Origin of the sequence: Intrasporangium sp. (assembly GCF_036566125.1) — a bacterium.
Lineage (GTDB): Bacteria > Actinomycetota > Actinomycetes > Actinomycetales > Dermatophilaceae > Intrasporangium.
The window spans coordinates 1-6,604 of sequence record NZ_DATCWX010000348.1 but is presented as its reverse complement, the minus strand read 5'-3'; the positions used below and the strand labels follow the sequence as shown (position 1 = coordinate 6,604).

The 6,604-nt window shown below is 70.3% G+C and carries 5 protein-coding genes and 1 pseudogene; all 6 read right to left on the bottom strand.

What is annotated here, in order from left to right; all coding sequences use genetic code 11:
- Positions 1-93 precede the first annotated feature (93 nt).
- Positions 94-1,056 (bottom strand): glutamate ABC transporter substrate-binding protein, encoded by a 963-nt coding sequence (locus tag VIR15_RS20665; RefSeq protein WP_524538111.1) that lies wholly within the window; start codon positions 1,054-1,056, stop codon positions 94-96.
- Positions 1,057-1,097: 41 nt separating this feature from the next.
- Positions 1,098-2,501 (bottom strand): GlnX family signal transduction membrane protein, encoded by a 1,404-nt coding sequence (locus VIR15_RS20660; protein ID WP_331931293.1) that lies wholly within the window; start codon positions 2,499-2,501, stop codon positions 1,098-1,100.
- A complete protein-coding gene (locus VIR15_RS20655) occupies positions 2,498-4,102 on the bottom strand; it encodes an AAA family ATPase (RefSeq protein WP_331931291.1) in 1,605 nt (534 codons plus the stop codon). The genes VIR15_RS20660 and VIR15_RS20655 overlap by 4 nt, the downstream gene beginning before the upstream one ends.
- Positions 4,103-4,263: 161 nt before the next feature.
- Positions 4,264-4,836: a hypothetical protein gene (locus tag VIR15_RS20650; RefSeq protein ID WP_331931289.1), complete on the bottom strand. Its 573-nt coding sequence runs from the start codon at positions 4,834-4,836 to the stop codon at positions 4,264-4,266.
- Positions 4,837-4,895: 59 nt separating this feature from the next.
- Positions 4,896-6,173, bottom strand: a complete 1,278-nt coding sequence (locus tag VIR15_RS20645) for a toxic anion resistance protein (RefSeq protein ID WP_331931287.1) — start codon at positions 6,171-6,173, stop codon at positions 4,896-4,898.
- A 290-nt stretch (positions 6,174-6,463) separates the two neighbouring features.
- Positions 6,464-6,604 (bottom strand): annotated as a pseudogene (locus VIR15_RS20640) (dioxygenase); the annotation flags it as partial.

The following is a 6,604-nucleotide window of genomic DNA, read 5'->3' as shown; positions in this document are numbered from 1 at the left end:
GACTCGGAGGCGGCACGATGCCACCCAGCGGCCCGCCGGCCCTGCCGACGCCGCCAGGCGTCGGAGGCGGCGGGACCGCACCGGACAGCGTCATCAGCCGCCTCTTCCGTAGACGGCGGCCGGCGGCGCCGGGGCCGGCCCGAGATGACCCGCGAGCCACCGGTTGTAGATCGCCTTCCATCCGCCGTCGGCCTTGAGGTCCGCGAGCAGCCGGTTGACGTAGCGGGTGAGGTAGACGTCCTCCTTGTTGAAGGCGAGGCCGTAGGGCTCGTCGGTGATGGCGGGAGCGGACGACACGACCGTGTACGGGTCCTGGGCAGCAAGCCCGGCGAGGACGATGTCGTCGCCGGTGATGGCGTCGGCCTTGCCCTGCTGGAAGAGGACGAGGCACCCCGTGTGGTCCGCAGCCGCGACGGGCTCGACGCCGCTGACGGTGCGCAGCTTGTCGAGGGTCGACGTGCCCTGTGGCGCGCACACCTTCTTGCCCTTGAGGTCCTCGATCCTCGTGTTGGGGACCTTGCCGCTCGGGTCCCTGGGGACGAGCAGCTTCTGGCCCGAGTGGTAGTACTCGGCGGAGAACGCGATGTCCTTCCAGCGCGCGCAGTTCATCGTCATGTTGCGCGCGACCATGTCGACCTCGCGCTTCTGGAGCAGGGGGATGCGGTCGGCGGCCGTGATGACGCGCAGCTGCAGCTTCGACTCGCTGCCGAAGAGGCTCTTGGCGACCGCCTTGGCCAGGTCGATGTCGAAGCCCTCGATCCGGCTCGTGAACGCGTCCCTGGCCCCGAAGAGGAAGGTGTCCGCCGAGACGCCGACGACGAGGTGGCCGCGGTCGAGAATACGGCGCACCGACGCGTCCGTGATGTCGCCGGAGGACGGGATGGAGGGCAGCGGGTCGTAGGACTGCGTGGGGTTGTTGCAGGTCACCGGGGTCGCGGGCGGAGCGGGAGTCGACGACGACGACGCGGGCGGCGCGGGCAGCGGCGTCTCCGCGTAGGTCACGCCGGTACAGGCGGAGAGGACGAGGGCGCCAGCCGCGGCGATGACTGCGGCCATCGACCAGCTCGGGCCCCGACCGCGGCGACGGGACAGGAACTTCATCGGTACTCCTTGATCCGCTGTCCGATGCCCCGGACGATGAGCCACGAGGCGATGAGGGAGACGATGGCGATGAGCGCGGCCCACACGGTGCTGCCGCCGCCGAGCTTCCCGAGCTGGTCGATGGCCGCCGCGCTGGCGGCGTCACGCCGCTGCGTGACCTGCTCATCGAAGGCGTTGAAGGCCGCCGACGAGCCGCCCGCCTCCGGCGTGGTCGCCAGCTCCACGGCCTGCTCCCACTGTCCGCCGTCGTCCTGAGCGCGAATCTGCTCGTGCGCCTTGGCGTACGCGTCCCAGTCGCTCGTGAGGCCGGAGGCGTCGTCGATCTGCCCCAGCGTCCCTCGCACCGTCTTGTCGTTGGCCACCCAGGCGTCCTGGTATTTCTGGCCGCTGCCCCGCGCGATCAGTGTCAGGCTCTCGTTGGCCCGGGCGTCGTTGGCGGCGGTGCGGACATGGGCGAGGTCGACCGCGTCCCGGTAGAGCCCGGAGGCCACCTGCGCCGTCGTCGTGCCGATGTTGCCGATCGTCGTCGCGGCAACGACGAGGCCCACCACGAGCAGGAGGACACCCCCGGCGAGTGAGGGGTTGAGGTAGCGGTGGGTGCGCCGGGCCAGCCACACGGCGATGAGGACGAGGACGATGAGGGCGGCGACCCCGGCCAAGAGCTGGATGCTCGAGTTGGATCGGTCGAACTCCTTCTGCGCCCGCGCTTCGTTCGCCTTGACGATCTCGGCGACGACGGGGATCGCCGAGGCACGGAGCGAGGAGCTCGCCTCGGTGAGGTAGCGGGCTCCCACGGGCAGCCCGAGCCGGTTGTTGGACCGCGCCTGCTCGACGAGCGCCCCGTAGTCCTGGACCTTCTCGGCGAGGGTGCCGAGGGCCTTCGCGTCGGCGGGCTGGGCAGCAGCGCCGGCGGCGATGTTGCGGGCGACGGCGGCCATGGCCGCGTCGTACTGCGCGCGCGCGTCGGCGGTCTCGAGGCCACCGACGAGGAAGGCGTTCGTCGCGAGGGCGTCGGCTCGCAGGAGGTCGACCTGGATCGACTGCATCCGCACGACCTGCTCGGTGGTGTTGGCGGCGCGCTCAGCGGCCGCCTCGGATGCGAGGATCGCGTTCGCCGCGGCGCCACCGAGGAGCAGGGCGGCGATGACTCCGAGGATCGCGAGCAGCCGCATCCGGCCCGGAGTGCCGTGGAAGAGCCCGATGAACGCCGACTGGAGCGTCTGCCCGGAGCCGCGGATCGTCGCCGGTGCGGGGGCAGGTGCCGGGCTGCCCGGAGCGCCGGCTGACCTCGCGGCCCAGGGCCCGCCCGACGTGATGGAAGGCAGGGGGAGCGGCGCTGGCGAGCCGGCCGGAGCCGCGGCTGAGCCGACCGGGAGGTTCGTCTTCGGTCCGCTGGTCATCGCTGCTCCTCGTCGGTTGGCAGGTCGGTTGGCAGGTCGGTCGGCACATCCTGCTCGGAGCCTGCCGGAACGATCTCGGACGAGCCATCCGGGTCGCCCCGGAGCGGCTCCTGAGGCTCCTCAGGCGCCTCCATGACATCGTCCTCGGTGAGTAGACGCAGGTCATCGAGACTTGGATCCACGGCGTCCTGGAGCCGCCACGCGTGTCGCCCGACGGAGTGCTCGAACAGGTTGCGCACGAACCGACCGTTGCCGAAGGCAGGAGTGCGTGGCGTCGCCTCGAGCGTCATGTGCACCCGGCGGCGCGCGTCGTCGGTGAGCTCGTAGTCGCTGTTGTCCGCGATCGAGTCGAGGATGGCGAGCAGCTCGTCATCGCTGTAGTCGTCGAACTCGATGGTCGTCGTGAACCGGCTCGCGAGCCCGGGGTTCTGCGCGATGAAGTGCACCATCGGCTCCGGGTAGCCGGCGACGATGACGACAAGATCCTCCCGGTGGTCCTCCATCTCCTTGACGAGCGTGTTGACGGCCTCCTGGGCGAACTGGTCCCCGGTGAGGCCGTACGCCTCGTCGATGAACAGCACGCCGCCGACCGCCCTGGCGCAGACTTCCGCCGTCTTCATCGCTGTCTGCCCGACGTACCCGGCGACGAGCTCGGAGCGGTCGACCTCGACGAGCTGGCCCTTCGGGAGCAGGCCGAGCGCCTTGTAGATCGCCCCGACGAGCCGCGCGACCGTCGTCTTCCCCGTGCCCGGGTTGCCGACGAAGATGAGGTGCCGGCTCAGCCGCGTCGCCTTGAGCCCGGCCTCGACGCGCATCTTCTCCACCTTGAGGAGCGCGACCTGGCGGTGGATCTCCTTCTTGACCCGGTCGAGCCCGATCATCGCGTCCAGCTCCGCGAGCAGCTCCTCGACCGACTTCTCCGGCTCGGCGGGCTCCGCCGCCTCGGCTTCCGCCGCCGGTGCTTCTGCTGAGTTCTCCTGTGGCACAGCGGGTTCCCCATCAGGCCATATGCCGCTGGGCTCGTTCCCGCTCAGCGTGCCCGTTCCAGGGTGGCTGGGGGCGCGGACGTACCCCCACTCGCGCAGGACGGCGTCGGTGCCGACGCCCGGTGGCAGCGGCGGGAGCCCGGTCGAGAAGTCCGTGCCGCCCAGTGGGCCGGTCGATGGGCCGGCCGGTGCGGGTGCCCTGTTGGCGGCGGCGAGGTAGGTGGCGCTCGCGGCGGTTGCGTTGGCGATGACCCAGATCGGCGCCGTGCCCAGCATGACGGCGTCCGAGGCGATCTCGGTGAGCGCCTCGGCGTAGTCACCGGCCAGGTCGTGGTCTGACGCGGTGAGGGATACGAGGAGGTCGGTCGGGGAGTGCCGCCACCGGCGACCCTTGGAGGCCGCGTCGAAGAAGGCCTCGTTGATCGTCGCGAGGTCAGTCACCGCGGGCAGGGCGACGGCGGCCCACTCGTGTGCGGCACCGGGCACCGACTCGGCGAGGGCGGCGGCGACCCGCAGCCCCTCGTCGCGTGCCGTGCCCGGGTCGATCCCGGCCAGCCGGGCCACGTCGACGAGCGCGTCGATGCTCTCGGCGAGCGCGGACTCAGCAGTCGTCATCTCTCACAGCCCCCTGGGCTCGGTCGGTCAGTACGTCGATCGAAAGAACAGCTTTCGGGCCGTTTTCTGTTCTCTCGATCGCCAGTGACCGACAGCGCTGATCGAGTGAACAGGTTTTGGGCCCGATTTGTGTTCTTTCGATTGGTGGGTGGGCGCACGGGTCACTCCGGCGGGGCCAGGGGGCCGGTGATGGGGCTGGAGCTCGGGTCCGGCGTGGGGTCGGGGAGGCCGAGGCCGAGGGAACCCCCGGTCGAGGCATGGCCGAACTTCTCCTCGAGGAAGGCGCCGTGGACGATGATCGCCTCCGCGTCGGATCGGTTGATGGCGTCGGCGACCTTGTCCATCGTCGCGCCCAGCAGGTCGAGCTGGTCGACGAGCAGCATGACCGAGCTCTTTCCCGCAGCGATCGGGCGGGTGTCGGCCCAGTCGCGGGGGAGCCTGAGGTAGTTGCCGATCGCCACGGGCAGGTAGTCGGTCGCGGTGGCCATGACGCTGTAGCCCTGGGAGCTGCCGAGGCCGAGCCGCTCGAGCCGAGGGATCGACTCGCGGACGACCCGCGTCACTCGCGTGAGACGGGACAGCACCACCCCGGGCACCCTGCCCTCGCGCGCCTGCGTCTCCACGGCGTCGAGTGCGCCGAGCAGCTGCTCGGTCGTCGGCGGCCCGGGCGGCGCCGATGTGGGCGGCTCCGGTGCCTCGGGCCTGTCCAACCCGAACCACGATCGGATCCCCACGTCTCATGTTCCCTTCGTGCTCGGCCTCATCTCCCTCACCAACCGCGACGTCGCCGGTGTCAGAGGCCGCCGCCGGACCCGAGGTCGAGGGCGCCGGGCGCGGCGCCTGCCGCACGTCGCGCGTCCTGGGCGGCCACCCGCTCGAGGTAGCTGCGGGACTTCGTCACCTCGTTCTCGAGGGCGCCGATCGTCGCGGCCATGTTGTCGAGGGCCCGCACCTTGAACTGGTCGATGGTGTCCATCGTCTCGTAGATGTTGGCGAAGGCCTTCTGCAGCGACTCGATGCTGATCGTCGAGCTGGCCGACTGCTCCTGGATGCGGGCCGAGTTCGTCTTGAGCAGCTCGGACGTGCGCTCGATGAGGCCGGAGGTCGTCGTGTTGAGGGCGGTGATCTGGTTGAGGACGAGCTGCTGGTTGTTGAGGGCCTGGGCGACGATGACGGCGGTGCGCAGAGCGGACACCGTGGTCGTCGTGGCCCGGTCGACGCCCTTGATGAGCTCGATGTTGTTCTTGATGATGATGTCGATCGCGAGGTAGTTCTGGATCGACACCGCGAGCTGGGTCAGCAGGTCCTGGTGCTTCTGCCGGACATAGAAGAGGACGTCCTCGCGCAGCGCCTTCGCCTTCTCGGGGTCGGTCGTGTCGAGGGTCGCCACCTGGGCGGCCAGCTTGGCGTCGAGGCGCTCGGCGACGTAGACGTACTGGTTGAGCCGGCCCATCGACTCCCACAGCGCCTTCTTCTCGAGGTTGAGCGCGATGTTGTCCTTCTGCAGCTCGTCCTGGCCCGACTGGAGGGAGTGGAGGATGCCGTTGAGGTGCGACTGGGCCGACTGGTACTTGCGGAAGTAGTCGGTGATCCGCTCGCCGAAGGGGATCATGCCGAGGAACTTCTTCGTCCCGGCCGCCTGCGACGGGTCGAGGTCCTCGACGGTGCGGCGCAGGTCGATGAGGGTCTGGCCGACCTTGGACCCCTGGGACAGCGATCCCTCGTTGAGCGCCTTGACCGGCATCTGGAGCATCCGGTTGGACGACTCGGCCGCGAAGCGGATCTCGTCGCTCCCCATGCTCCGCACGTCCGCAGCCTTTGCCTCCCACTCCGGGGACTTCGTCGCGGCCTTGAGCAGCGAGCCGAGGTACTGGTCGACCTTCGAGTCCAACCCGGGAAGGGCGGCCTCGGGCACGGCCGGGGCCATCTTCGGCGCCGACGTCTCCGAGACGGCGCCGACAGGGGGCGGGGGAGTCAGAGTCAGGTGCGACTCGGTCACCGGGGGCTCCAGTGGGGCGGGCGCGGCTTGGGCCGCGGCCGGCGCCTGCTGGGCAGCGGGCTGGTCACTCATCTCGAACGGGTCCTTCCCCTATGTCCCGGCCACGTCCTGACGCGGCCGACGTGCGTTGGCCCGCCCAGCGGCATACGGCTGGATGGGCGTTAGCCACTCTACGTGGCGCCCGTCTGGGACGTACGAGGGATTTCCCCGGTTCCGCCCCGAGAGGGACCCCGACCGCCCCCCGAAGGAGGGCGGTCGGGGGCGACCGCAGCGCTGGAGTCAGGGGAGGTTCCGCGCTGCGGCCGCGTGCGTGGGGCACCCACAGTCAAGACAACGGGCGGGCAGGGGCCGGTGTTCCCGGCTCAGTTGAACTGCCAGGACCTCTTCGACAGGCCGAACCAGAAGCCCTCGATGACGCTCTTGTTGTCGAGGCCTCCGGACGCGTAGGCCGCGCCCAAGGTGACGAAGAGCGGCGCGAAATGCTCGGTCCTCGGGTGCGCCTC